The sequence below is a fragment of the Verminephrobacter aporrectodeae subsp. tuberculatae At4 genome (assembly GCF_000193225.1).
GTDB lineage: Bacteria > Pseudomonadota > Gammaproteobacteria > Burkholderiales > Burkholderiaceae_C > Acidovorax > Acidovorax aporrectodeae.
In genome coordinates this window covers 1-21,658 of record NZ_AFAL01000497.1, presented here as the reverse complement: position 1 = coordinate 21,658, position 21,658 = coordinate 1, and the positions used below count along the sequence as shown (strand labels likewise).

At 66.2% G+C, this 21,658-nt stretch carries 21 protein-coding genes and 2 pseudogenes; 15 read left to right on the top strand and 8 right to left on the bottom strand.

Annotated elements, in window-relative coordinates; genetic code table 11:
* Both VTU_RS27745 and VTU_RS0116575 read left to right on the top strand, forming a co-directional pair.
* Window positions 1-406: pseudogene (locus VTU_RS27745) on the top strand (DUF4136 domain-containing protein); the annotation flags it as partial.
* Window positions 407-441: 35 nt separating this feature from the next.
* Window positions 442-1,089, top strand: coding sequence for a histidine phosphatase family protein (locus VTU_RS0116575; protein WP_010106201.1), 648 nt, complete (start codon window positions 442-444; stop codon window positions 1,087-1,089).
* Between the two features lie 29 nt (window positions 1,090-1,118).
* On the opposite strand, the gene VTU_RS0116570 is transcribed toward VTU_RS0116575, so the two are convergent.
* A complete protein-coding gene (locus VTU_RS0116570; RefSeq protein ID WP_169315416.1) occupies window positions 1,119-2,450 on the bottom strand; it encodes an MFS transporter in 1,332 nt (443 codons plus the stop codon).
* Between the two features lie 105 nt (window positions 2,451-2,555).
* Window positions 2,556-3,368 carry an IclR family transcriptional regulator gene (locus VTU_RS27740; RefSeq protein ID WP_010106197.1) on the bottom strand — a complete coding sequence of 271 codons (813 nt, stop codon included), beginning with the start codon at window positions 3,366-3,368 and terminating at the stop codon, window positions 2,556-2,558.
* Window positions 3,369-3,502: 134 nt separating this feature from the next.
* On the opposite strand from VTU_RS27740, the gene VTU_RS0116560 reads away from it, so the two are divergent.
* The 7 genes and pseudogenes from VTU_RS0116560 (at window position 3,503) to VTU_RS0116530 (ending at window position 10,205) form a co-directional block, all read left to right on the top strand.
* The gene (locus VTU_RS0116560; RefSeq protein WP_010106195.1) at window positions 3,503-4,582 is read left to right on the top strand and encodes an ABC transporter ATP-binding protein; all 1,080 of its coding nucleotides are present in this window, start codon (window positions 3,503-3,505) and stop codon (window positions 4,580-4,582) included.
* Complete coding sequence (locus tag VTU_RS0116555) at window positions 4,579-5,439, top strand: ABC transporter permease (RefSeq protein WP_010106193.1); 861 nt, start codon at window positions 4,579-4,581, stop codon at window positions 5,437-5,439. The genes VTU_RS0116560 and VTU_RS0116555 overlap by 4 nt, the downstream gene beginning before the upstream one ends.
* A gap of 8 nt (window positions 5,440-5,447) precedes the next feature.
* Window positions 5,448-6,242 carry an ABC transporter permease gene (locus VTU_RS0116550; protein WP_010106191.1) on the top strand — a complete coding sequence of 265 codons (795 nt, stop codon included), beginning with the start codon at window positions 5,448-5,450 and terminating at the stop codon, window positions 6,240-6,242.
* Window positions 6,239-6,553: a (2Fe-2S)-binding protein gene (locus VTU_RS0116545; RefSeq protein WP_010106189.1), complete on the top strand. Its 315-nt coding sequence runs from the start codon at window positions 6,239-6,241 to the stop codon at window positions 6,551-6,553. The genes VTU_RS0116550 and VTU_RS0116545 overlap by 4 nt, the downstream gene beginning before the upstream one ends.
* Complete coding sequence (locus VTU_RS0116540; protein WP_010106187.1) at window positions 6,550-7,950, top strand: FAD/NAD(P)-dependent oxidoreductase; 1,401 nt, start codon at window positions 6,550-6,552, stop codon at window positions 7,948-7,950. The genes VTU_RS0116545 and VTU_RS0116540 overlap by 4 nt, the downstream gene beginning before the upstream one ends.
* Window positions 7,947-9,124 (top strand): annotated as a pseudogene (locus VTU_RS27735) (NAD(P)/FAD-dependent oxidoreductase). Before VTU_RS0116540 ends, VTU_RS27735 begins: the two are co-directional and overlap by 4 nt.
* Window positions 9,125-9,134: 10 nt before the next feature.
* Window positions 9,135-10,205 (top strand): ABC transporter substrate-binding protein, encoded by a 1,071-nt coding sequence (locus VTU_RS0116530; RefSeq protein ID WP_010106185.1) that lies wholly within the window; start codon window positions 9,135-9,137, stop codon window positions 10,203-10,205.
* 68 nt (window positions 10,206-10,273) lie between these two features.
* Here VTU_RS0116530 and VTU_RS0116525 read toward each other — a convergent pair whose 3' ends face one another.
* From VTU_RS0116525 to VTU_RS0116515, 3 genes are all read right to left on the bottom strand, one after another.
* Window positions 10,274-10,789, bottom strand: a complete 516-nt coding sequence (locus VTU_RS0116525; protein ID WP_010106184.1) for a LeuD/DmdB family oxidoreductase small subunit — start codon at window positions 10,787-10,789, stop codon at window positions 10,274-10,276.
* A 4-nt stretch (window positions 10,790-10,793) separates the two neighbouring features.
* Complete coding sequence (locus VTU_RS0116520; RefSeq protein WP_138927933.1) at window positions 10,794-12,056, bottom strand: 3-isopropylmalate dehydratase large subunit; 1,263 nt, start codon at window positions 12,054-12,056, stop codon at window positions 10,794-10,796.
* 96 nt (window positions 12,057-12,152) lie between these two features.
* Window positions 12,153-13,103 carry a LysR family transcriptional regulator gene (locus VTU_RS0116515; protein WP_010106182.1) on the bottom strand — a complete coding sequence of 317 codons (951 nt, stop codon included), beginning with the start codon at window positions 13,101-13,103 and terminating at the stop codon, window positions 12,153-12,155.
* A gap of 209 nt (window positions 13,104-13,312) precedes the next feature.
* On the opposite strand from VTU_RS0116515, the gene argE reads away from it, so the two are divergent.
* On the top strand, window positions 13,313-14,467 hold the full coding sequence (gene argE / locus VTU_RS0116510) for an acetylornithine deacetylase (protein WP_040893012.1): 1,155 nt from the start codon (window positions 13,313-13,315) through the stop codon (window positions 14,465-14,467).
* Between the two features lie 98 nt (window positions 14,468-14,565).
* The gene (locus VTU_RS0116505; protein ID WP_010106178.1) at window positions 14,566-15,546 is read left to right on the top strand and encodes a tripartite tricarboxylate transporter substrate binding protein; all 981 of its coding nucleotides are present in this window, start codon (window positions 14,566-14,568) and stop codon (window positions 15,544-15,546) included.
* A gap of 144 nt (window positions 15,547-15,690) precedes the next feature.
* On the opposite strand, the gene VTU_RS0116495 is transcribed toward VTU_RS0116505, so the two are convergent.
* Window positions 15,691-16,584 (bottom strand): DMT family transporter, encoded by an 894-nt coding sequence (locus VTU_RS0116495; protein WP_029554494.1) that lies wholly within the window; start codon window positions 16,582-16,584, stop codon window positions 15,691-15,693.
* 119 nt (window positions 16,585-16,703) lie between these two features.
* Between VTU_RS0116495 and VTU_RS0116490 the strand changes: the two genes are divergently transcribed.
* Window positions 16,704-17,639 carry a LysR family transcriptional regulator gene (locus VTU_RS0116490; RefSeq protein ID WP_010106172.1) on the top strand — a complete coding sequence of 312 codons (936 nt, stop codon included), beginning with the start codon at window positions 16,704-16,706 and terminating at the stop codon, window positions 17,637-17,639.
* A gap of 31 nt (window positions 17,640-17,670) precedes the next feature.
* Here VTU_RS0116490 and VTU_RS0116485 read toward each other — a convergent pair whose 3' ends face one another.
* Together VTU_RS0116485 and VTU_RS0116480 are read right to left on the bottom strand one after the other, a co-directional pair.
* On the bottom strand, window positions 17,671-18,525 hold the full coding sequence (locus VTU_RS0116485) for a SirB1 family protein (protein ID WP_010106170.1): 855 nt from the start codon (window positions 18,523-18,525) through the stop codon (window positions 17,671-17,673).
* A gap of 116 nt (window positions 18,526-18,641) precedes the next feature.
* On the bottom strand, window positions 18,642-19,094 hold the full coding sequence (locus VTU_RS0116480) for a BON domain-containing protein (protein ID WP_010106169.1): 453 nt from the start codon (window positions 19,092-19,094) through the stop codon (window positions 18,642-18,644).
* Window positions 19,095-19,310: 216 nt separating this feature from the next.
* Between VTU_RS0116480 and VTU_RS30785 the strand changes: the two genes are divergently transcribed.
* The 3 genes from VTU_RS30785 to VTU_RS27725 all read left to right on the top strand — a co-directional run.
* Window positions 19,311-19,622 carry a helix-turn-helix transcriptional regulator gene (locus VTU_RS30785; RefSeq protein WP_010106168.1) on the top strand — a complete coding sequence of 104 codons (312 nt, stop codon included), beginning with the start codon at window positions 19,311-19,313 and terminating at the stop codon, window positions 19,620-19,622.
* 126 nt (window positions 19,623-19,748) lie between these two features.
* Window positions 19,749-21,074 (top strand): type II toxin-antitoxin system HipA family toxin, encoded by a 1,326-nt coding sequence (locus VTU_RS0116470; RefSeq protein WP_010106167.1) that lies wholly within the window; start codon window positions 19,749-19,751, stop codon window positions 21,072-21,074.
* Window positions 21,075-21,109: 35 nt separating this feature from the next.
* The coding region (locus VTU_RS27725) for a SulP family inorganic anion transporter (RefSeq protein ID WP_265597340.1) at window positions 21,110-21,658 on the top strand (549 nt) is incomplete at its 3' end.

Sequence of the window (21,658 nt, the reverse complement as noted above, 5' to 3'; positions counted from 1 at the left end):
CGACGCCGCGCCCCGGTTGCTGGTGCAAATCGGCGTCCAGGCGAGCAGCGTCCCGCGCCACGGTCCCTCTGCGCCGTATGCCTTCTATGGCCCGCCCTGGGCGTTTGGCGGCTGGTACGGCCGGCCGCCCGGAGTATTCGGCGGCTGGTACGGCCCGCCGCCCTGGGCATTTGGCGGCTGGGGCATGGGCGCACCCACGCCGCTGTACCGCCGCGCGGTGAGCCTGGTGCTGCGCGACGCGCAAACCCAGGCCGTCGTCTACGAAACCTCGGCCGTGCATGAGAACGTGTGGGTCAGCGACCCGGCCGTCTACGGCGTTCTGTTCGACGCGGCGCTCAACGGCTTTCCCGCGCCACCCCACGGCAGGCGCCAGCTGCGCCTGCCCCTGCCCCCGCCCGCCCCCTGACGGCGCGCGCCCATCACCCTCGCCCCCTCTCTTGCATGCAAGCCACCCGCATCGTTGCCGTACGCCACGGCGAAACCGCCTGGAACGTGGACACGCGCATCCAGGGCCACCTGGACATTCCCCTGAACGACACCGGCCTGTGGCAGGCCGAGCGATTGGCGCGCGCGCTCGTGGGCGAGCCGATCGCCGCCATCTACACCAGCGATCTGCAGCGCGCGCGCGCCACGGCGCAGGCCGTGGCCCGCGCCACGGGCGCGCCGCTGAGCACCGAGCCGGGCTTGCGCGAGCGCAGCTTCGGCTGCTTTCAGGGGCGCACCTTTGCGCAGATCGAGGCCGAGCGGCCCGAAGACGCGCGGCGCTGGCGCAGGCGCGAGCCGGATTACGCGCCCGAGGGCGGCGAGTCGCTGGCGGCGTTGCGCGCGCGCATCACGCGCATCACGCACGCACTCGCGCAGCAGCACCTGGGTGAGCAGGTGCTGCTGGTGGCGCACGGCGGCGTGCTCGACACGCTGTACCGCCTGGCCACCGGCCAGGAGATCCAGACGCCCCGCACCTGGCAGCTGTCAAACGCGGCGATCAACCGGCTGCTATGGACCCCCGATGGCCTGACCCTGGTCGGCTGGGCGGACACCCGGCATCTGGACGAGGCGGACGAGGCAGCGCGCGACGAGCCCCATTCCTGATTGCGGCCAAGCGGGCCGGTGCATGGACATCACGCCCGGGGTGTCTGGAAAGCGGCGGGGTACAGCCGGGCATAGGCCCCTGCGCTGTCGTCTTCCGAAAGTTTCATCAGCGTTTGCAAATCCGGGACTGCGTAGACCAGGGCGGCGGCGCACACCGTAGCGGTGCCGGTGCACAGCAGCAGGACATGGGGGCCGAGCACTGGCAGCAACGCTGAAATCACCCACATGCCTGGCGCAATGGAGACTGCGACCAGAAAGGATGCAGCGGAAAAAACGCGCGAGCGAAATTCCGGCGGCGTTGCCGTGGCACGCAGCCCCGATCCGTTGGTAAAGAGGTTGAGCATTCCCAGGCCGGCCAGGAACATCCCGACCGACGACAGAACCACGTTGGATGACAAGGCAAGAAAGAAATGCGGGATTGCCGTGCTGGCCAGCCCGATCCCGATCGCATTGCGCTTGCCGAAGGTGCGATTCGTCCAGCCGACGACCAAGCATCCACCAACCACCATGCCCAGCGCGAAAAAGAAATCGAACAGGCCGATGAGCGACGGTGGAAGTCGATATACGTGGATCACCAGAAAGGGGATCACGATGCTGAATAGCGCCGGCAGGACGAAATTCACCGCGCAAGTCACAAGGCAAAGATAAAAGTCGGCTCGAAGCCTGACGAATATGCGCAGGCTGCCCACGGTTTGCTGCACCCAAGTGGAGATGAACGCGGCACTCGACAGGGTTTCGCCAGATAACCGAGTGTCTGCGCCATTCCCGACCCCCATCAAAAACAGCCCCGTGAGAAAAAGCAACGATGCACTGCTGAGCACACCCCCATCGGCACCCAGCACGGCCAGTGCGATGCCCGCGAACACCGGGCCGATGACCGACGTGGCGCTGGAGACAGCGCCCCGCAATCCCATGGCTTTGGTCACCCAATGGGTGGGCACGAGGCTTGCCACGGCCGCCAAGGAAACCGGATCGCGTGCCCCCATGCAAGCGCCGAACGCCCCCAGTAGCGCGATGACCGCGATCGGCGAGTCGTGGCCCTCGATCATCATCACGGAGAGGGTGCCCGCGACAATCGCCTGTATGAGGAATGTGCACATCACCACCCGCAAGGGCCCATAGCGGTCCCCCAACCAGCCGACGCACAGGCGAAACGCAATCTGGAAAGAGCCCATGACAGCCATGGCGATGCCAAACGTCGCCGCATCGCTCGCCTGCTTGAGCATTTTCCAAACGAAACAGAGGCGGAAGGTTTCGCCAGCCAGTGCGGCGAGAATCAATGCCAGGTTGAAGCGTGCGAACGCCGTCGTCAAAGTCACTGCGGCATACTGCAAGCGGCATCTTTGAATGAAGATCGCCAAGTAATTTCGCATTTTCTCCTCTGATTATTTGAGGATTTACTTTCGCCGATTTTGGTAGTCATTCGGACAGGACTCCGGCACGGCAGGCGATCCCCACGGAGCGCTTCACGCACCCGACAGGCCTTGCGCAGGCCTGCGCAGCGTGGCATCGAACGGGTTGATGCGGGGCCCCAGCGCGGCGGCTTCGCGTTTGAGCAGTTGCACCACCGTGGGCATGCGGTCGGCGTTGAGCCGCTCGACAACGGTGCCCACGCTCAGCGCCGCCACGGCGCGGCCCTCGCGGTCGCAAATGGGCACGGCCACGCCCGCCATGCCTTCGAGCAAACCCGTGTTGCGATCCGCGTGCCCCAACTGCCGCACCCGCTCGATCCCGGTGCGCAGGCAGACCTCGTCGTACACGCCGTACTCCCGCACGCGCGGCAGGTTGAAGCGGATGACTTCTTCGCGCTCGGCCTCTGGCAGGAAAGCCAGAATCGCCAGCGCCCCCTGCCCCACGCCCAACGCCACGCGCCCGCCAATGTCGCCGGTGAACGATCGGATGGGAAAAGCCCCTTCGCTACGGTCCAGGCAAACCGCATCAAACCCGCTGCGCACCAGCAAGAAAATGCTGTCGCCCAGGCTCGCGCACAGGCGCAGCAGCACCGGGCGGCACAGGCTGCGTAAATCACCCGGATTGCCCGCCCTGGCGGCCAGCGCAAGGAAATCCACGCTCAGCCGGTACCGCTTGCTGCGCCCGTCCTGCTCCACCATGCCCTCCGCGAGCAGCGACTGCACCAAACGGTGCGTGGCGCCCTGCGTCAGGCCCGCCGCACGCGCCAATTGGGTGACCCGTCCCCCTTCGGCCGGCACCGCCACCAGCGCCCGGATGAGTGCAAAAACCCGGGGAACCCCGCCGGTGGCTGTGCTTGCTGCGTCCATGCCTCACTCCGTGGAATAAATTGCTTGAATATCGGGAATATTATTCCATTGACCGGAATGAATTGAACGAAAATTCTGATTAATGGAATACCCGGTGCAGTCTGGCCTGTTTATTGCCATAGAGTGAATCAAGCATGTCCTTCCTCGAACTCACCGACGTAACCAAGTTCTACGGCAACACCTGTGCGGTGTCCGCCATGAACCTCACGGTGGAAAAAGGGGAATTCGTCTCCTTGCTCGGGCCTTCGGGCTGCGGCAAGACCACCACACTGCAAATGGTGGCTGGCTTCGAGGCCGTGACCAGCGGGCGCATCACACTCGACGGCCGCGACATCACCCATGCCAAGGCCAACGTGCGCGGCCTGGGCATCGTGTTCCAGAGCTACGCGCTCTTTGCGCACATGACGGTGGCCGGCAACGTGGGCTTTGGTCTGGAAATGCGCAAGCTGCCCAAGACCGAGCAGCGTGAGCGCGTGGCCCAGGCCCTGGCTCTGGTGCACCTGGAGCAGCACGCCAGCCGCTACCCACGCGAGCTCTCCGGTGGCCAGCGCCAGCGTGTGGCCCTGGCACGCGCCCTGGTGATCGAGCCGCCCGTGCTGCTGCTCGACGAGCCTCTGTCCAACCTCGATGCCCAGCTGCGCGAAGAAATGCAGTTCGAATTGCGCCAGATCCAGCGCAGGGTGGGCGCCACCACGGTGATGGTCACGCACGACCAGAGCGAAGCCATGTCCATCAGCGACCGCGTGGTGGTGATGGAGGCCGGCCGCGCCATGCAGACCGGCCACCCGCACCGCGTGTACGAGCACCCGGGAACGCGTTTCATTTCCACCTTCGTGGGCAAGACCAATCTGCTGCCCGGCACCGTCACGGCCAGCGGCGCGCACACGCACACGCACGTGGCGCTGGGCCCGCTCGCTGTGCAAGTGGATGGCCCGCGCTTTCTTCCGGGTACCGCGGTGCTGCTGAGCCTGCGTCCCGAAAAGCTGCACTGCGTGCCCGCCGGACGGATCGATGGCCAGGTGCGCGAACGCTTCTTCCTGGGCAGCCAGTGGCTCTACCGTGTGGGCACTGCCGTGGGCGACCTGATGGTGCTGGCCCCCAACGACGGCCGTGACGCACTGAGCGAGGGCGAGCGCACCGGCGTGGACTGGCCCGACCACTGCATGCGCCTGCTGCCGGCCGACGAGACCGCCGGGGCCGAGGCGTTGCCATGACCCTGCTGCACGCAAGGGCCATTCCCTGGTGGCTGTCCGGCCCCGCGCTGGCGATGTTCAGCGCGCTGTTGCTGGTGCCGCTGGGGCTTACGGCCGTGCTGTCGTTCAACGGGTTCGACCCGGCCACCGGCGTCCAGGCCGGGGAATTCACGCTCGCGCACTACAGGCAGGTGTTTACCGACCCGTACTACCACGCCATCTTCTGGCGCACCTTCTGGATTGCCGGACTGGTCACGCTGCTCTGCGTTGCCATCGGCGCGCCCGAGGCCTATGTGATCAGCCGCATGCGCACTCCCTGGCGCTCCATCTTGCTGCTGGTGGTGCTGGCGCCGCTGCTGGTGTCGGTGGTGGTGCGGGCCTTTGGCTGGAGCATGCTGCTGGGCCCCGAAGGGCTGGTGAACGGCGCGCTGCGGCGCATCGGCGTCGGGCCCGTAAAAATGCTCTACACCGAAATCGCCGTGGTCGTGGCCCTGGTGCACGTGCTGCTGCCGTTCATGGTGATCCCGGTGTGGACCTCGCTGCAAAAGCTCGACCCCGGGGTGGAGAATGCCGCCCTGTCGCTGCAGGCCACGCCCTTGATCACGCTGCGCCGCATCGTGCTGCCGCAGGTGCTGCCGGGCATTTTGTCGGGCAGTCTCATCGTGTTTGGCTTGGCTGCCAGCTCCTTTGCCATCCCCGGCCTGCTGGGCGGACGGCGCCTGAAGATGGTGGCCACCGTGGTGTACGACGAATACCTGCACGCGCTGAACTGGCCGCTGGGCGCAGCCATCGGGCTCACCCTGCTGGCGGCGAATCTGGCCGTGATGCTCAGCTACCACCGGCTGGTGGAAGGCCATTACAGGAAAGCACTGGGGTGAACGCCGGCATGCAAAAGAACGGACCCATCGCCCTGGCGTTCAACGCCCTCGTCATCGGCTTCATGCTGGCGCCGCTGCTGATGGTGTGCGCGGTGGCGTTCACGCCCCACGACACGCTCACGCTGCCCGGCACCGCGCTTTCGCTGCGCTGGTTCAAGGCGGTGTTCGAGCACCCGGATTTCGTGCAGTCGTTCTGGAACAGTCTGTGGCTGGCCCTGGCATCGGCCACGCTGGCCACGGCGCTGGCCGTGCCCGCAGGCATTGCCCTCACGCGCTACGCATTTGCCGGGCGGGGCTTGCTCAACGGACTGTTCCTGTCGCCACTGATCATTCCGCACCTGATACTGGGCGTGGCCCTGCTGCGTCTGTTCACGCTCATCGGCGGCACGGGCAGCTTCGGCTGGCTGGTGGCAGCGCACGCGCTCATCGTCACGCCGTACACGCTGCGCTTGGTGGTGGCGGCGTTGGTCGGGTTCGAGCGCAGCGCCGAGCACGCGGCCCTGTCGCTGGGCGCGAGTCAGGCCACGGTGTTCACGCGCATCACGCTGCCCATGATCCTGCCCGGGGTCACGGGCGGGTGGCTGCTGGCCTTCATCAACAGTTTCGACGAAGTCACCCTGTCGATCTTCGTCACCTCGCCCAGCACGGTGACGCTGCCGGTGCGCATGTACATGCACGCCGTCGAATCGATCGACCCGCTGATGGCCGCCGTCTCGGCGCTGATGGTGGCGCTGACGGCCTGCGCCATGGTGCTGCTCGACCGCGTGTACGGCCTGGACCGCGTGCTGGTGGGACGCACATGAGGGCTTCCACCCGGTCCCCCGCCCATCCCCTGCTGCACCGCGTGGCGGAGCGCGCGCGCCGGGCCGTGCCCTTCACGCTGGACGGCGCGCCCGCCACCGCCCTCGAAGGCGACACGGTGCTGACCGCGATCCTCACGCACGGCGCCCAGCTCCGCCGCAATGAATTCAGCGGCGAGCCCCGTGCCGGGTTTTGCATGATGGGCGCCTGCCAGGATTGCTGGGTGCAGACCGACAGCGGCGAGCGGCTGCGCGCCTGCACCACCTTCGTTGCGCCCGGCATGGCCCTGCGCACGGACGCGGGGGGCGCATGACATCGCCGCCGCCCTTGCAACCCGTGGTCGTGGGCGCCGGCCCGGCAGGTATCCGCGCGGCGCAGGCATTGGCCGCCCATGGTCTGCGGCCCATGCTGATCGACGAGGCCGCGCGCGGCGGCGGGCAGATCTACCGGCGTGCGCCAGCGCCATTCCAGCGCCCACCCCGGGCGCTGTATGGTGCCAAGGCAGCGCGCGCGACGGCCTTGCACGACACGCTCGACGCCCTGCAAACGCGGATCGACTACCGGCCCGACAGCCTGGTGTGGAACGCCCAGGGCGGCTGGCTCGACACGCTGCACGCTCCCACACAGACCATGCGCACCGTGCCCTACGGCCAACTCATCGTGGCCAGTGGCGCCACCGACCGCGTGCTGCCCATTCCAGGTTGGACGCTGCCCGGCGTGTACACGCTGGGCGGCGCCCAGGTGGCGCTCAAATTCCAGGGCTGCAGCATTGGCCGAAACGTGGTGCTGATGGGCACCGGCCCCCTGCTCTATTTGGTGGCCTGCGAGTACGCGCGCGCAGGCGCGAAGGTGACTGCCGTGCTCGACAGCGCGCGCTTTGCGGACCACCTGGCCGCCGTGCCCGCCATGCTGGCCCAGCCCGCCACGCTGGCCAGGGGCGCGTACCACATGGGCTGGCTGCGCGCGCATGGCGTGCCCATGCACACCGGCGTCCGCCCTGTGCGCGTGCTGGGCAATGCCCGCGTGCGCGGCGTGGTGTGGCGTGCCGGAACGCAGGAACACACGCTGGCCTGCGACGCCATCGGCCTTGGCTACGCGCTGCGCCCGGAAACCCAACTGGCCGACCTGCTGGGCTGCCGCTTTGCCTGGGACCCCATGCACCGCGCCCACCTGCCCGAACACGATGCGGCGGGCCGCACGAATATGCCCGGCGTGTACCTGGCCGGTGACGGCGCGGCCATCCTGGGCGCCGACGCGGCCGAGTGGGCGGGCGAACGCGCGGCCCTTGCGTTGCTCGCCGACCATGGTGTGAGCACGGACATGGCGCGGGCGCGGACGCTGGAGCGCCAGCTGCGGCAGTTGCACGGCTTTCGCCAGGGGCTGGAGCGCGCCTTCCCCTTCCCCGCCGACTGGGCCTCGCACGCGTCCGACGCACTGGTACTGTGCCGCTGCGAAAACGTCCACGTCGGCGCACTGCGTGCCTGCGCACGCGATGCGGGGGTCGACGAGATGAACCGCCTCAAGGCGCTGACCCGCGTCGGCATGGGCCGCTGCCAGGGCCGCATGTGCGCCGTCGCGGCCGCCGAAATCCTGGCCCAGGCCAGCGGCAAATCCGTGGACCAGGTGGGTCGCCTGCGCGGGCAGGCGCCCGTCAAGCCCATCCCGATCCATGCGCAGACACGGCACGGCGCCGCGCCTGGAGCCGCATGAGCCACCGCCTGATCCGCACCGACGTGGCCATCGTGGGCGGCGGCATCGTGGGCGCGTCCGCCGCGCTGGCCCTGCGCCGCAAGGGCATGGACGTGGCGTTGCTGGAGCGGGACCTGTGCGGCTCACGCTCCAGCGGCGTGAACTACGGCGGCGTGCGCCGCCAGGGCCGTCCCCTGAGCCAGTTGCCGCTGGCGCAGCGCGCGCATCAGATCTGGGCCAGGCTCCCCACGCTGATTGGCACCGATGGTGAATACCTGCGCAGCGGCCATTTCAAGATCGCCCGCAGCCCAGCGGATTGGCACGCGCTGGAGAACTACCGCGCCATGAGCCGCGACTTTGACTTGGGGATCGAACTGCTCTCAGGCACGCGCCTGCGCGAGCGCTGCCCCTGGCTCGGTGCGCGCGCGGTCGGTGGATCGCTCTGCCCGGAAGATGGACAAGCCAACCCGCGCCTGGTCGCGCCCGCATTTGCCTGGGCCGCACAGCGTGCCGGAGCGCAGATTCTCGAGCGCACGCCGCTCGACGAAGTCATGCACGACGGCCAGCGGTTCACGCTGCGCTCAGGCACCCATCTGCAGGTACACGCGCCGGTGCTGCTCAACTGCGCCGGCGCCTGGGCTGGAGCACTGGCTGCGCAATTCGGCGAGGCCGTGCCCCTGCGCTCCGCCCACCCGGCCATGGCCGTCACCGAGCCCCTGCCCATGTTCATGCCGTGGAGCCTGGGGGTGGAAGGTGGCAGCATCTACTGCCGCCAGGTGGCGCGCGGCAACCTGGTCCTGGGCGGGGGCTCGGGCATCGCGCTCACCGCCGACTGCGCGCGCGCGCAACGCCACGCCATTGCAGCGCTGGCCGTACAGGCGCTGGAACTGCTGCCAGCCCTCAAAAATGCACACCTCATCCGCACCTGGAGCGGCACGGAGGGCTACCTGCCCGACCGCCAGCCCGTGCTGTGCAAGAGCCGCACCACGCCCGGCCTCGTCCATGGCTTCGGTTTTCGGGGGCCGGCTTTCAGCTTGGTCCCGCCGTGGGCGAAGTGCTCGCCGAACTGGCGCATGAAGGACACAGCAGCACGCCCATCGATGCGTTCGACCTGGCGCGCTTTGCCTCCCCGGTGCCCGGTCGTGTTCTGCCCCGCGGCGCACTGACCGAATCCTTGCCCCCCACCCCTGCCTGAAAGGACCGTCATGCGCTTCGCTTTCCACCCGCCTGCCACGCCACTGCGCCGCAAACTCCTGGCCACCGCCGCCCTCGCCGCAATGCTCCCCGGCGGCACCGGTGCGCAGACCAGGACGCTCTACGTCGGCATGAATGGCGGCATCATGGAGAAAACGTACACGCACCATGTGTTCCCGATCTTCGAAAAACTGCACGCAGTGAAAGTGGTGGTGGTGCCGGGCACCTCGTCCGATATCCTGGCCAAGGCCCAGGCGAACAAGGACAGGCCGCAGATGCACGTGATGCTCCTGGACGACGGCGTGATGATGCGCGCCATCAGCCTGGGCCTGTGCGAGAAACAGCGGCCCAACCCGCACCTGAACGACATCTACCCCACGGCCCGCTTCCGGGACGACATGGCCAGCGGCGTCGGCCTGGGCATGACGGGCATCGCCTACAACACCCGGATGTTCGCCGAAAAAGGCTGGGCGGCCCCCAGCTCGTGGATGGACTTTGCCGACCCCAAGTACAAGGGCAAGGTGGTCTTTCAGTCCATCCCCTCGTCATCGTTCGGGCTGCATGGCTTCATGATGTTCAACCGCATCCAGGGCGGCAATGAGAGGAACGTGGAGCCTGGTTTCAACGCCTGGGCGAAGACCATCGGCCCGAATGTGCTGGAGTACATCCCCAGTTCCGCCAAAATCTCCGAGATGGTGCAGACCGGCGAAGCCGCTCTGTTCCCCCTGACGCCCACCGCCGCAGCGGTGCTCAAGACCAAGGGCATCCCGGTGGAATACGTACAGCCCAGGGAAGGCTCGGTGGTGCTCATGATCGGCCAGTGCGTGATCGCCAAGAACAGCGCGCCCGAGTTGGCACAGAAACTGACCGAGTTCCTGCTGAGCCCGCAGGCCCAGGCGAATGTGCTGCAGTTTGGCGCGCAGATTCCCACCAACCCCAAGGCACCGGCCGTGGGCGAGGGCGCCGCGCAGGTGGCGCAAATCAAGCAGTGGCTGAAGAACGCCGTGACCCTGGACTGGGACAGCGTGAACGCCAACCGCCCCGCGTGGAACGCACGCTGGAACAAGACCATCGAGCGCTGACGACGGCCTGCGTCGCAGCCAGGGCTTTGACTCACCTGCCGTGCCGTCGCACCGGGGAACGGGCAGGGTCAGGCGCCAAAGCCGCGGCGCGCGCGCAGATAGGCAACGAGTCCGCCTGCGTCCAGCATGTCGAGCATGAAAGGCGCAATCGGAGGATCGCAGGGGACGTCGGCGCCCGACGCCGTCCGCAGCCAGAGCCCGCCGGATGCGTCGAGCGCCAGCCGCACGCGGTCGCCTTCGGCGATGCCTTCGGTGTCGGCGATCACCGCGAGCAGGCCGTTATTCATCGCATTGCGCAGGTAGGTGCGCGCAAAACCCTGCGCGACGACGGCGCGGATGCCGGCCGCCAGGGGGACCGTGACGGCCACCTCCATCGCCGAGCCGCAACCGAAGTTGCGGCCCGCCACGATCACGTCGCCAGCACGCATGGGGGCCGCAAGGGACGGGACGAGGTCTTCGAGCAGGTACTGGCGCAGTACCTGCGGATCGATCGTCTCCCTCTTGCGCCGCGACGAGATGATGGCGTCGGTACTCACATCGTTGCCGAGCACACGGGCGCGACCTTCGAGGGGAAACAGGGTCACCGGCTCACTCCCACACCGTGCCGGCGCAGAGCACGCCGGTTGCAGCCATCGTCGCGCACGCGCGGGGCGAAGCCAGAAAAATCGACGCCGCGGCATTGCCCATCCGCCCCTTGAAGTTGCGGTTCGCCGTCGAAGCCACGTTCTGTCCGTTGGACGGCGCGGTCCCGCAGGTGCCGCAGCAGGACCCGCAACCCGGGGGGCGCAGTTCTGCCCCCAGAGAGACGAAGGCCTCGAGCATGCCGCTGCGCTCGAGTTCGCGCCGCACCGACTCCGAAGCCGGCGCAAGAACCAGGCGCACGCCGGGCGCAATGCGGCCGTAGCGCTGCAACGCGTCGAGCGCCTCGCGGTAGTCTTTGACGCGGCCACCGGTGCAGGTGCCCAGGTACACCATATCGATCGGCGTCGGCGGGGCATCCTGCAAATCAATCACATTGTCGACCCGGTGCGGCAACGCGATCTGCGGCACCACGCTGGCCAGGTCGAGGTGCATCGTGTCGGCGTAGTGCGCATCGGCATCGGCGTGCTCCGGCTCCGGCCGCCCGCCAAAGACCGTTGACAGCCATTGCTGCGTGGTGCCGTCGAACGGAAAGATGCCGGCCTTGGCACCGAGTTCGACCGCCATGTTGGCCAGCACGATGCGGTCGTCCATGTCGAGCGTGGCCACGCCCGGCCCCTGAAACTCCAGTACGCGGTAGTTGGCGCCATCGGAGCCCATGCGGCGAGCCAGCGTCAGTGCGATGTCCTTGGCGCAAACGCCCGGCGCCAAGTTCCCCGAAACCACCACGCGCATCGACTCGGGCACCTTGAGCCAGAGTTGGCCGCACAACATGATCCCCGCGAGGTCCGACGAGCCGATGCCGGTCGCAAACGCGTTCGCCGCGCCGTAGGACGTGGCGTGCGAGTCGGCGCCGACCATCAAGCGCCCGGGCCGCGCCGCACCCGATTCCAGGATGCACTGATGCCCGATGCCTTCGCCGACCTCAACGACCGCAATGCCGTGGACTTGCGCAAAGCGGCGCGCCCGCTGCTGAAGCGCCTGGGCCCCCGCGCCAGACGTGGCGTCGTAGTGGTCGAATGCGAACACGAGCGTGGAGGGTGAGAACGGGGCCGCGCCCGGCAGCATCTGGTCCAGGCAGTCGAGCGCCATCGGGATGGAGCCATCGGTCCCCATCGCCAGATCCGGTGTGCAGATGGCAATATCGCCGGCGCGCACCGCCCTGCGCGCGGCCCGCGACAGGATCTTTTCCGCGATCGTGAGTCCGTTCATCTTCTGATGTTCCATTGCCGGTGCCGGTGCCGAAAGGTAGTGGATTCCCGGTGGGAATAAAAGCGATTTGATGGAACGGGACCACCTGAACTTTATTCAGGGTTTCGGTCGCCCGCGTTGGCTCGCACGCAAGCGGCCTGCGACCGCGAGCTCGGCTGGTTTCGCGAAATCGCAGACGCGCACGCAGATTTGCGCAAAGCGCTCGCTGAAGCCGGCCGCCTCGTCGTTGGCGCGGAAGATGCCGTAGTAAGGAACCGGCGGCGGGGCTTGCTTCAGCGCAATTTCCTGCAACTGGCCGCGTTCGATCAGATCGCGAAAGTACAGCGCCGGCAAATAGCTGACGCCAATGCCTGAGGTGGTGAGCGAAGCGAGCGACACCAGGCTATTGCCGGCGTAGATCTTGCGCAGCACCACACGCTTCTTCTGGAACCACTGGTCGTATACCGCGTCAACGCCCGATTTGCCGGCCTGCGCCAGCACCGGGTACTGCGCCAGCTGTGCCAGCGACAACGCCCGTCCGGCGGGCACCAGGCCCGGCCGGCAGACCCACACAAGTTCCAAGTCGTTCAACGCCACCGCACGCGTCGTGGCCTCGTGGAACACCGGGGGAACGATGGCGAAATCGATGGCTCCGGCAGAGAGCTTTGCGCACAGCACCAGGCTCAGGTCCACCTCGGGTTCGAGCGACACGCCGGGGTATTCCCGCTGGAACGCCTCCACCAGCCTTGGCAGCCAAGTGAGCGCCACGAGTTCGGTCACGCCGACGCGAAAGCGGCGTATGGCGAGCTCCGCCTTGCCCATGCGGTCGAACAGCTGGTTGCGCAGATCGAGGATGGCGCGCGCGGTCTCGACGACCTCTTCGCCGCACCGCGTGAGCCGCGCGCTGCGCAGCGTGCGGTCGAACAATGGCACGCCGAACACGCCTTCGAGCTCGGTGATGCGTTTGGAGATGGCCGATTCGCTTGCGTGGAGCTTTTCCGCGGTCGCAGCGAAGGTGCCAAGCTGCGACGCCCAGTAGATCGCCTCAAGTTGCTTGAAGCTCAGCATGCCCCCACCCCTTGCGCGCAGGAGCAGACTCTGAATCCGGTTCGTTCCATGGGGCGCGAGTACATGAATTTTCTTCCAGTGACCGGGATAGTTTAAATCGCTTTTTCCTTGAGCAGAGCGCTCGCATACTCCATGCCAATCCCAGCGCCACCCGGAGAGAAGATCACATGACGGATGTCCCACCGCCGGCAGGCACCGATATCGCGGCCATGCCCTGGATCGAGCGACTGATCGCTTTCGACACCACCAGCCGCAACTCCAACCTCGGGCTGATCGAAACCGTTCGCGACCACTTGCGCAGCTTGGGCGTCGAGCCCGTGCTGACGTACCACGCATCGGGCACCAAGGCCAACATGTTCGCCACGCTGCCCGCTCACGACGGCAGCACCACGGGCGGCATCGTGCTGTCCGGCCACACCGACGTGGTTCCCGTGGACGGCCAAGCCTGGAACTCGGATCCCTTCAAGGCCACCACGCGCGACGGCAAGCTCTATGCGCGTGGCGCGTGCGACATGAAGGGGTTCATCGGCACTGCGCTGTCGCTGCTTCCCGAGATGCAGGCCACGCGGCTCGCAAGGCCCTTGCACCTTGCCCTTTCGTTCGACGAGGAAGTAGGCTGCGCGGGCGCGCCGCTGATGATCATGGACTTGCAGGCGCGCGGCGTCCTGCCCGAGGGCTGCATCATCGGCGAGCCAACCGGCATGCGACCGGTGGTGGCGCACAAGGGAATCAACCTGTACCGTTGCCATGTTCACGGGCACGCAGTCCATTCGTCGCTGACGCCGCAGGGTGTCAACGCCATCGAATATGCGGCGCGCATGATTTGCTTCATTCGGGACCTTGCGGACAAGTACCGTGCCGAAGGGCCATACGACCAGCATTTCGAGGTGCCCTTCACGACGGCCCAGACCGGCATGATCAGCGGCGGCATCGCGAACAACGTAGTGCCCTCGCTGTGCGAGTTTTCGTTCCAGGTGCGCAACCTGCCGACTGTGAACGCCGGCGAGATCATCCGGCAGATCCAGTCCTACGCGCACGACGTGCTCGTGCCCCGCATGCGCGACGAGCACCCGGACGCGCGCATCGAGTTTTCCAAGATCTCCGTCGCACCAGCGCTCGACGACGCGCAAGAAGGCGCCATCACGGAGCGGGTGCGCACGCTGACGCAGGACCACGACAAGCGCAAGGTCTCCTACGGGACCGAAGCCGGTCTGTTCAAGGCAGCCGGCATTCCGGCCGTGATCTGCGGCCCCGGCGATATCGAACAGGCGCATAAGGCCGATGAGTTCGTGGCGCTCGACCAACTGCGCGAATGCGCGTTGTTTCTGCGGCGCTTCGTCCGCGGCATGGCTGTGGCCGAATGAACGCCCGCATGGGGCGCGGCCGCATCCCCATTGCCAACCCCCAAACCCCACCCCTCAAACCTCGATCAGGCGGCATGGCGCTGCCGGGAAAACCACCGATGTCCATTCCGCAATCGATCCGCCGCATCGGCCCTGCTGTGGCCCTCAGCCTGGCCAGCATCGTGGCCGTTGCCAATGACGCGGCCTACCCGCGCCGGCCCATCGTGATCGTCGTGCCACAGGCGCCCGGCGGGGGCGTGGATTCGCTGGCCCGGCTCATCATGCCCAGGCTATCGATTGCGCTGGGACAGCCGGTGGTCATAGAGAACCGCGTCGGCGCAGGTGGCCTGATCGGAACCCGTTACGTGGCCAAGGCAGCCAACGACGGCTACACGCTGCTCTTTACCTCACCGTCGCACAACATCAATGCCGCACTGAACGAGAAGGCCGGCTACGACGCCCTGAAGGACTTTACGCCCGTCGCACTGCTGGGACGCGGTCCATTCGTGCTCGTGGCGCATCCGGATTTCGAGGCCAAGAGCACGGCCGAACTGATCGCCATGGCGAAGAAGAACCCGGATGGCATCGACTACGGCTCTGTCGGCGTCGGCTCGTTCAACCACCTGCTCGGCGAGATGTTCAATACCGAAGCGCGCGTCAAACTGCGGCATGTGCCCTACAGGGGGTCGTCGGAGGCCGCGTCTGCCGTGGTCGGCGGGCAGATTCCGCTGTCGTTCAATAGCTTGCCTGGCGCTCTGCCGTTCATCCGTGCCGGCAGACTGCGCGCGCTCGGCGTGACCACGCCCGGTGCGACTCCGCTGGCACCGGACATCCCGCCGCTGTCCTCCGCCGTGCCCGGCTATGAGGGCAGCACATGGTATGGCATCGTCGCCCCCGCGGGCATGCCCAGGCCCATCGTCGACAAACTCTCGGGCGAAATCCAGCGCATGCTGCAGGAGCCCGACGTGGGCAAGCTCATGATGCAGTTGGGCATACAGATGGTCTACGGCAACCCGAAGGATTTCGGCGACCTGCTCGCCGCGCAGAGCATCCTCTGGCGCAAGGTCATCAAGGACGCGAACGTCACGCTCGGCGGCTGAATGCATGTCCTGATGCGGACTGCGGGCATGGCGGTGCTGCCCGGCAACCTGAGTCTCAGCATCGGGGCCGCCAGCTTGCCTCTGCATTTCGTGACCTCGGCGTCGTGGCGCTGAGCGTGGAGCGCCGCTGAATCAGGGGGCTGTTCAGGGGGTTTTCCGGGTGCTCAGGTAAACGCCTATTGCCGAGACAGCGAATCCCACGGCCTGCAATGGGGTCAGTGTTTCATGGAGGACCAGATAGCCCATGACCGCCGTGACCGAGGGAATCAGGTAGAACAGGCCGGCGACCTGGCTGGCTTGGCCACGTTGCACCAGCATGAACAGCACGCTTACCGCTCCGATGGAGTTGATCAGGCTCAGCCATGCAATGGAGCCCATGACTTCAGCGGTCCAGATGACCCTGAATTCCTCGGCGAACAAGGCCATGGGAACTGCAACCAAGCTGGCGACGGTGAGTTGCACGAATCCACCAGTGCGCAGATCGATACCCACACAGAATTTCTTCTGATACAGCGTTCCGATCGTGATGCCGGCGAGTGCCGCCAAAATGGCAAGATAACCGCCCCACTGCGCGTCGCTGACGCCCATCTTGTGCGCCACGACGAGGGCCACACCCAGCAGGCCGACCAAGAATCCAAGCGCTTGCCTGGGACTGACTTTCTCGCCCAGAAAGACGATGGCGCCAATCGCGGTAAAGATCGGCATCATTCCCACCATGACGGCCGATGTCCCTGCCGCCACGCCCAGGCTCAGTCCCAGGTACAAACCTGAAAATTGCAAGGCCTGCACCAGCAGGCCGACTGCGGCCAGATGCAGATAATCCTTTGGTCTGGAAGGCCACGAGGCCCCTGTGATTATCGATACAAGCAGCAATATCAGCGCTGCGCTGGCGAATCGCATGGATATCAAGGTGAATGGTCCGGCGTAAGGCAGGCCCACTTTCCCGGCCACGTATCCGGAACTCCACATGAGTATGAACACGGTAGGCCAGAAATAGGGGTGGTCGGTGGTTCGACCTGCAAGGCTTGCTGTCGTCATGGTGTTCCTCTTCAATCAAAACCGTGGTGATCACGCGACTCATCGAGGCCCATTCTGTAGACTTCGCTACCCTCCGGAAACCTCCGGAACATCAATTGCCTGTTGACGCAGGAACAACAATGGCTGCCCCACACCGCACCCTGAGCACGGCACGCTGGATGCTTACCTTTGCCAAAATCGTCGAGTGCGGTGGGATCTCGGCGGCGGCGCGTGCGCTGGATCAGGACAAGGCGGTGATCAGCCGCCAGCTGCGCGACCTGGAGCGCAGCCTGGGCCTGCGGCTGCTGAATCGAAGCACCCAGCATGTCAGCCTTACGGACGTGGGGCGGGCCATCCATGACCGTGCGGTACGCATCGTTCAGGAGTTGGACGGGGTACGGTCGGATGTCGAGCATTTCCTCGCTGTCCCCTCGGGTGTGCTGAGCATCAGCACCTCGGTGGCCTTTGGCCGTCTCCAGCTGGTTCCCCTGCTGCCTGAGTTCATCCGGCGCTATCCGCAGGTCCAGGTCGAGCTTTGTCTGCTCGATCGCTCGGTGGACCTGGTCGAGGAGGGTTTTGATCTTCTGATCCGCCTCTGCGACGAGCCGCCCCAGCACCTGTCGGCGGCCAGAATGTGCGACCTGAGCCATGTGCTGGTCGCGGCTTCCGGCACGCTGGCGCAGGCCCCGGTGATTCGTCAACCGGAGGATCTGGCGGGGCGCAACTGCCTCTTTTATGGGTTTCGGAATCGGCACACGACTTGGCGCTTGCTCAGGGACGGTATCGCCCATGCGGTCAGCGTGACGAGTTCCTTGTCGGTGAACAGCAGCGAGGCGGCCAGGGAACTGGCGCTGGCCGGAATGGGCGTCGCGCTACTGCCGCGCTATGCCGTGGCAGCGGACTTGAAAAATGGCCGCCTGCACCGCGTGCTGCCCGAATACCGGGTAGAGGGTTCCACCGGAAACGCGTTGTTCATCCTGCATATGCCGGGGCGCTACCAGTCACCAAAGATCCGGGCTTTTATCGAATTTCTCCGATCGCACTGGCTGCCCACACCCCCGTGGGAACAGAACTGAGCGCGGATGGATTTTCCGATTTCAGCGGTCTCTACCCGCTGGCGCTGCGCAGTGCGCGCAAGTGGTTCGCAACCAGGTCGATGTCCGGCCCGCTCCGGGCGTGGTCCAGGTAGACCCTGAGGTCGGCCACGGCCTGCGCAATGCTGCCCTGCTCGGCGTGGGCCAGCCCCCGGTCCCGCCGCTCGCCCCATGCCTTGGGCAGCAGCACGATGAGCCGGTCGAGCACCGCGATCAGGCGTTGCCAATCCTGCTGCGCACGGTGCACCTCCTTGAGGTTGCGCAGCATGCGCGCGATGATTTCGCGCGGCGTGGCCGCGTCCAGGAACGGCCCCAGCGGCAGTTCGCAGTCGTCCGCCAGGCCGTTGCGGCGCTTGTAGGGATCGAGCCGCTCGAGCAGTTCTTCGCGGCTCAAGGATTGGCCGCAGACCGGGTCCAGCACCACCTGCCCCTTGGGCAGCAGGACCTTGACCATGAAGTGGCCGGGAAACCCGATGCCCTGCACGTGCAGGCCCAGGCCCTGGGCCAGTTCCATCCAGAGAACGGCGAGCGAGATCGGAATGCCCCTGCGCGTGCGCAGCACGGCGTTGAGGTAGCTGTTCTCGGGGTCGTAGTAGTCGTTGACGTTGCCGCCAAAGCCCAGGTCGGAAAAAAAGAACTGGTTCAGCGTGCGCAGCCGCAGCAGCGCGGGGGCATCCCCCGGCAGGCGGCGCTTGGCGCGGGCCAGCAGTTGGTCCATATCGCCCAGCAGCTGCTGCACGTCGAATTCCGGGTACTCGTCCTGCGCCAGACTGGCCGCAGCTTCGAGCAGCGGAAAGTGATCGTCGCTTTGCACCAGCGATGCAAAGTACTCCAGCGAGGTGGGCACGCAATAGTAGTTGAGGGGCATGGTCGGGTTGTAAATGCCTCGCTTGGCTGCGTCAAGCAATAGGGGAGATGGTTACAGGGGATATTCGATGCGCAGGCTGGCTGCCTGCCTGCGATCTCTTCCGGTGCGCGCGGGCATCAACCCGCCAGGACGATCAACTGGTTGTCCACCGAGGCCACGCCGCTGACGGTCTTGGCGATGCTTTCGGCGCGGTCACGGACCGTGGTCGTCGGGACCTTTCCGTCCAACGTCACTTTGCCGTTGACCGTGCCCACGGTGATCTCGGCGGCACGCAGTTCGGGGTCCTCGGCGAGTGCGGCGTGCACCCGGGCGGTGATGCCGACGTCGTCGATGGTTCCCCTGACGCTGGACGCCCCCTGCTCCAGCTGGTCCTGTGCGTTTTGCATGACATCCTCGGCCTTGCTACGGGCGTCGGCGACGGCCTGCTCGCCCTTTTCGACGGCGGAGTCCAACTGCTGGTTCACGCCGGACCCCTTGTCGCAGGCAGTCAGGCCCAGTGCCACGGCGCCCACGGCCAGGGTGCTGGCAACGCGGCGTGCGGGATGCGCGGAAATTTTCAATGGCTTCATGCTTCACTCCTCGTGTTGCGGTGGATGACTTCGACAGAGACTTGACTGTACGCCCGCAACGCGTCGCGCGGATTCACCCATGGCCATGGTGGCCGCAGACGCAATAGCAAGTTAAGTGTCGTTTTTATGAGGAAAGACACTTAAATAGCGCTTGAGCTTTTGCTGTATGCAGAATATAAAACCAGTGTTTTCATGGAAAACGTTAGTTAAATCACCATGCGTACCCTGAATGAGTTCTCCACTGCCCTTGCGCTCGCCCAAAGGGCCCGGAAGCTGACTGCCAACGCACTGGCCCTCAGGACGGGGCTCACCCCGCAAGCCGTGCGCCAGATCCTGGCCGGCGAGACAGCGCCTCGCTTGACCAACGCCATGGCGATTGCCTCGGAGCTGGGCCTGGAACTCGTGCTCGTGCCAAAGGAAGCGGCCCCATCGCTCTCGGGGGGCCCACGGGCCGAGCGAACCGTACTGTCCGACGTGGAGCGTCGTTTGGGCTTGCGATCAGGCGTTTCGTTCACTCCGGGCAAGTAGCCCCGCGCAACCGCTCTGCACCCCCTTCCATTCCCCGGAAACTCCATGACGCACCGCTCCCTCCTTGCCCCTATCGCTCGTATCGGGCTGGATACCGCCCAGCAGGGCCTGTAGAGGAACGCCCCCATGCAATACCGCGCCCTCCATGTGTTCCTCGGCACGCGCAAGCGTTTCGTGGGCCAGCTGTACCAGTACGGAACCGGCCGAACGGCCATCACGCGCCTGGTGCCGGATCCGGACTACTGGAGTGATGGAGCAGCCCCCGTGTTCTCACAGAACGCCCGTGTGGCAGACGCACACGCCCGTGCGATGTTTCTGGCGGAATACATCGTCCAGCCGTTCTTCAATGGCGAGGGCGAGAATCTGCCCATCTTCTTCCAGAACCTCCTGCCAGAGGGGCTCCTGCGCCGCCATCTGGAGGAGATCGGCAACTTGGACAAGGGCGATGACTTCGGTTTGCTCAGCCTCTGCGGCACGGACCTGCCAGGGGCCGTCTGCGTCGAACAAGCACCGCTGGACAAGCAGAGTGTGGCCCGAGTCGTCACCCAAAACAACGACACACTGGAGCCCACCGTCACGCCCGTTGCGCTGCCCGAAGCGACCTCGCTCTCCGGGGTGCAGCCAAAGCTCTCGCTGGTGCAAGCTGCTGGGCGCTACGTGGCCAGAACCAAGAACCCGCGCGGGGTGCACATCATTGCCAAGCTGCCCACGGTGGAGTACCCGCTCTTGCCCCGGGTGGAAGAACTCTCCATGCAGCTTGCGGCTGTCGCAGGAGTGCATGTCTGCGAGGTGGAGTTGGCGCCCCTGGAGAACATCGACGCCGATCAGCCCTTCGTGCTCGGTGAAGGCAAGCAGTTTCTGGCGGTGCGCCGCTTTGATCGGGATGGAACCAAACACATCCACTGCGAGGACTTCGCCCAGATCCTCGGCGTTCCACCCGAGCAAAAGTACAGCCATCCATTGGCCACTTACTCAACCATGCTGCGCATCCTGGTGCAAACGCCAGAGCTTGGGCTGGAGGCCGGGTACGAGATGCTGCGCCGTATCGTGGTCAACGATTTGCTTGGCAACTTCGACGGCCACCTCAAGAACTACGGGCTGCTGTACCGCGATGGGAGCACGCCCGAACTGTCCCCTGCATACGACGTGGTGGCCTACGCCGCCTACCTGTCTGGTCGGGGCCACGCGTTGGGCTTCACGCCCGATGGGCCCAGGCATGCGCGGGTATCGCCCCAGGTGATTCGGCGGCTCTGCAATGAGGTTCCAGGCCTGCTGGAGCCCATGGTGAATTCCATCGTCAAGGAAACTGTGCGCAAAGCCTATGCGGCTTGGCCCGACATGATCGCAGCGTCCACCGTGCTGGATGAACAAAAGGCCAGGCTGCTCAAGCACTTCGAGGCCACGCCCGCCATCGAGTCCCTGCGCAGGCGTGCGCTCAGGGCGGGGGGTTGAGCGAAATGGCGCCACGCGACAATCGGGCCATGACCATGATGCCGTCTTCACTGGCCCGCTGGCTGCCGTTTCTTTCCTGGCCCCGTCCCGACCGGAATCTGCTCAAAGGGGAGTTCTGGGCCGGGATGACCGTGGGCCTGATGCTTGCGCCGCAGGGCATGGCCTACGCCGCGCTCGCGGGCATGCCGCTGGTCACGGGGATTTACGCCTCGCTGATCCCGACGCTGGTGGCGGTGCTGTTCAGTTCGTCCACCCGCCTGGGCGTGGGCCCCACGGCGCTGACCAGCCTGTTGATCGGGGCATCGCTGACGGGTCTGGCCGAACCGGCCAGCGCGCAATGGGTGGCCCTGGCGGCGTGGATCGCGCTGCTCTCGGGCCTGCTGCAGTTGGTGCTGGGCCTGGTGCGCTTTGGCTGGCTGCTGAATCTGGTGACCTCGCCGGTGCTCAGCGGCTTTACGCAGGCGGCTGCGCTGCTGATCCTGGGCTCGCAGCTGCGCGCGCTCACGGGCCTGCGTGCCACCGACTGGGGGGCGCTGCTGAACACGCCGGCGCCGGGCCTGTTCGACCTCACGGCGGCGGCCTTC

Excerpts from the sequence above, each read along its gene's own strand:
- VTU_RS0116575 (WP_010106201.1), top strand. The coding sequence starts at position 442 with ATGCAAGCCACCCGCATCGTTGCCGTACGCCACGGCGAAACCGCCTGG.
- VTU_RS27740 (WP_010106197.1), bottom strand. The coding sequence starts at position 3,368 with ATGGACGCAGCAAGCACAGCCACCGGCGGGGTTCCCCGGGTTTTTGCA.
- VTU_RS0116560 (WP_010106195.1), top strand. The coding sequence starts at position 3,503 with ATGTCCTTCCTCGAACTCACCGACGTAACCAAGTTCTACGGCAACACC.
- VTU_RS0116555 (WP_010106193.1), top strand. The coding sequence starts at position 4,579 with ATGACCCTGCTGCACGCAAGGGCCATTCCCTGGTGGCTGTCCGGCCCC.
- VTU_RS0116550 (WP_010106191.1), top strand. The coding sequence starts at position 5,448 with ATGCAAAAGAACGGACCCATCGCCCTGGCGTTCAACGCCCTCGTCATC.
- VTU_RS0116545 (WP_010106189.1), top strand. The coding sequence starts at position 6,239 with ATGAGGGCTTCCACCCGGTCCCCCGCCCATCCCCTGCTGCACCGCGTG.
- VTU_RS0116540 (WP_010106187.1), top strand. The coding sequence starts at position 6,550 with ATGACATCGCCGCCGCCCTTGCAACCCGTGGTCGTGGGCGCCGGCCCG.
- VTU_RS0116530 (WP_010106185.1), top strand. The coding sequence starts at position 9,135 with ATGCGCTTCGCTTTCCACCCGCCTGCCACGCCACTGCGCCGCAAACTC.
- VTU_RS0116520 (WP_138927933.1), bottom strand. The coding sequence starts at position 12,056 with ATGAACGGACTCACGATCGCGGAAAAGATCCTGTCGCGGGCCGCGCGC.
- VTU_RS0116515 (WP_010106182.1), bottom strand. The coding sequence starts at position 13,103 with ATGCTGAGCTTCAAGCAACTTGAGGCGATCTACTGGGCGTCGCAGCTT.
- argE (WP_040893012.1), top strand. The coding sequence starts at position 13,313 with ATGCCCTGGATCGAGCGACTGATCGCTTTCGACACCACCAGCCGCAAC.
- VTU_RS0116505 (WP_010106178.1), top strand. The coding sequence starts at position 14,566 with ATGTCCATTCCGCAATCGATCCGCCGCATCGGCCCTGCTGTGGCCCTC.
- VTU_RS0116495 (WP_029554494.1), bottom strand. The coding sequence starts at position 16,584 with ATGACGACAGCAAGCCTTGCAGGTCGAACCACCGACCACCCCTATTTC.
- VTU_RS0116490 (WP_010106172.1), top strand. The coding sequence starts at position 16,704 with ATGGCTGCCCCACACCGCACCCTGAGCACGGCACGCTGGATGCTTACC.
- VTU_RS0116485 (WP_010106170.1), bottom strand. The coding sequence starts at position 18,525 with ATGCCCCTCAACTACTATTGCGTGCCCACCTCGCTGGAGTACTTTGCA.
- VTU_RS0116480 (WP_010106169.1), bottom strand. The coding sequence starts at position 19,094 with ATGAAGCCATTGAAAATTTCCGCGCATCCCGCACGCCGCGTTGCCAGC.
- VTU_RS30785 (WP_010106168.1), top strand. The coding sequence starts at position 19,311 with ATGCGTACCCTGAATGAGTTCTCCACTGCCCTTGCGCTCGCCCAAAGG.
- VTU_RS0116470 (WP_010106167.1), top strand. The coding sequence starts at position 19,749 with ATGCAATACCGCGCCCTCCATGTGTTCCTCGGCACGCGCAAGCGTTTC.